The sequence below is a fragment of the Sporosarcina sp. P13 genome, assembly GCF_002743055.1.
Classification (GTDB): Bacteria; Bacillota; Bacilli; order Bacillales_A; family Planococcaceae; genus Sporosarcina.
The window spans coordinates 1-3,016 of the sequence record NZ_PDYM01000071.1; the positions used below are offsets into that span (position 1 = coordinate 1).

The following is a 3,016-nucleotide window of genomic DNA, read 5'->3' on the forward strand; positions in this document are numbered from 1 at the left end:
GAATGAAGTATGTATACTTTATTCATCTACTTTTTAACCTTCTGATTCCTATCGCTAGGATGACGTTGGACCTTTTATAGGTTAAGTTAGAAAGGGCGCATGGCGGATGCCTTGGCACTAGAAGCCGATGAAGGACGGCACTAACACCGATATGCTTCGGGGAGCTGTAAGTGAGCTTTGATCCGAAGATTTCCGAATGGGGAAACCCACTGTCCATAATGGGACAGTACATGTACGTGAATACATAGCGTACTTGTGGCATACCCGGAGAACTGAAACATCTAAGTACCCGGAGGAAGAGAAAGAAAAATCGATTCCCTTAGTAGCGGCGAGCGAAACGGGAAGAGCCCAAACCAAGAAGCTTGCTTCTTGGGGTTGTAGGACACTCTATACGGAGTTACAAAGGAATGCGTTAGGCGAAGCGACCTGGAAAGGTCCGCCGTAGTGGGTAAAAGCCCCGTAGTCGAAAGCGTATTCTCTCCAGAGTGGATCCTGAGTACGGCGGAACACGTGAAATTCCGTCGGAATCCGGGAGGACCATCTCCCAAGGCTAAATACTCTCTAGTGACCGATAGTGAACCAGTACCGTGAGGGAAAGGTGAAAAGCACCCCGGAAGGGGAGTGAAATAGATCCTGAAACCATGCGCTTACAAATTGTCAGAGCCCGTTAATGGGTGATGGCGTGCCTTTTGTAGAATGAACCGGCGAGTTACGATTCCATGCAAGGTTAAGCTGAGAAAGCGGAGCCGCAGCGAAAGCGAGTCTGAATAGGGCGAATGAGTATGGGGTCGTAGACCCGAAACCAGGTGATCTACCCATGTCCAGGGTGAAGGTCAGGTAACACTGACTGGAGGCCCGAACCCACGTATGTTGAAAAATGCGGGGATGAGGTGTGGGTAGCGGTGAAATTCCAATCGAACCTGGAGATAGCTGGTTCTCTCCGAAATAGCTTTAGGGCTAGCCTCAAACGAAAGAATCTCGGAGGTAGAGCACTGTTTGGACGAGGGGCCCATCCCGGGTTACCGAATTCAGACAAACTCCGAATGCCGATGATTTATGTTTGGGAGTCAGACAGTGGGTGATAAGATCCATTGTCGAGAGGGAAACAGCCCAGACCACCAGCTAAGGTCCCCAAGTATCTGTTAAGTGGAAAAGGATGTGGCGTTGCCCAGACAACCAGGATGTTGGCTTAGAAGCAGCCATCATTTAAAGAGTGCGTAATAGCTCACTGGTCGAGTGGCGCTGCGCCGAAAATGTACCGGGGCTAAACAGATCACCGAAGCTGTGGATTGATCTTCGGATCAATGGTAGGAGAGCGTTCCAAGGGCGTTGAAGCTAGACCGGAAGGACTGGTGGAGCGCTTGGAAGTGAGAATGCCGGTATGAGTAGCGAAAGAAGGGTGAGAATCCCTTCCACCGAATGCCCAAGGTTTCCTGAGGAAGGCTCGTCCGCTCAGGGTTAGTCAGGACCTAAGTCGAGGCCGATAGGCGTAGACGATGGACAACAGGTTGATATTCCTGTACCACCTCCCCGCCGTTTGAGTAATGGGGGGACGCAGTAGGATAGGGTGAGCACACAGTTGGTTGTGTGTCTAAGCAGTGAGGTGGAGAACGAGGAAAATCCCGTTCTCATATAACACTAGGCTGTGATGGCGAGGAGAATTTTCTCCAGAGTCCCTGATTTCACACTGCCAAGAAAAGCCTCTAGCGAGGCGGGAGGTGCCTGTACCGCAAACCGACACAGGTAGGCGAGGAGAGAATCCTAAGGTGATCGAGAGAACTCTCGTTAAGGAACTCGGCAAAATGACCCCGTAACTTCGGGAGAAGGGGTGCTCTGGTAGGGTGAATAGCCCGAGAGAGCCGCAGTGAATAGGCCCAGGCGACTGTTTAGCAAAAACACAGGTCTCTGCAAAACCGTAAGGTGACGTATAGGGGCTGACGCCTGCCCGGTGCTGGAAGGTTAAGAGGAGGGGTTAGCGCAAGCGAAGCTCTGAATTGAAGCCCCAGTAAACGGCGGCCGTAACTATAACGGTCCTAAGGTAGCGAAATTCCTTGTCGGGTAAGTTCCGACCCGCACGAAAGGCGTAACGATCTGGGCACTGTCTCAACGAGAGACTCGGTGAAATTATAATATGCGTGAAGATGCGCATTACCCGCGACAGGACGGAAAGACCCCGTGGAGCTTTACTGTAGCCTGATATTGAATTCCGGTGCAGCCTGTACAGGATAGGTAGGAGCCTTTGATTCCGGAGCGCCAGCTTCGGAGGAGGCGTTGGTGGGATACTACCCTGGCTGTATTGGACTTCTAACCCATGCCCGTGATCCGGGCAGGAGACAGTGTCAGGTGGACAGTTTGACTGGGGCGGTCGCCTCCTAAAGAGTAACGGAGGCGCCCAAAGGTTCCCTCAGAATGGTTGGACATCATTCGTAGAGTGCAAAGGCATAAGGGAGCTTGACTGCGAGACCTACAAGTCGAGCAGGGTCGAAAGACGGGCTTAGTGATCCGGTGGTTCCGCATGGAAGGGCCATCGCTCAACGGATAAAAGCTACCCCGGGGATAACAGGCTTATCTCCCCCAAGAGTCCACATCGACGGGGAGGTTTGGCACCTCGATGTCGGCTCGTCGCATCCTGGGGCTGTAGTCGGTCCCAAGGGTTGGGCTGTTCGCCCATTAAAGCGGCACGCGAGCTGGGTTCAGAACGTCGTGAGACAGTTCGGTCCCTATCCGTCGCGGGCGCAGGAAATTTGAGGAGAGCTGTCCTTAGTACGAGAGGACCGGGATGGACATACCGCTGGTGTACCAGTTGTCTTGCCAAAGGCATCGCTGGGTAGCTATGTATGGACGGGATAAATGCTGAAAGCATCTAAGCATGAAGCCCCCTTCAAGATGAGATTTCCCATTACGCAAGTAAGTAAGATCCCTCAAAGAAGATGAGGTGGATAGGTCTGGGGTGGAAGTACGGCGACGTATGCAGCTGACAGATACTAATCGATCGAGGACTTAACCTATTTTTAAA

Annotated in this window: 1 rRNA gene; it reads left to right on the plus strand. The window is 52.2% G+C overall.

The features are described from left to right. Positions 1-79: 79 nt before the first annotated feature. A 23S ribosomal RNA gene (locus CSV79_RS16345) occupies positions 80-3,008 on the plus strand. Positions 3,009-3,016: the final 8 nt, after the last annotated feature.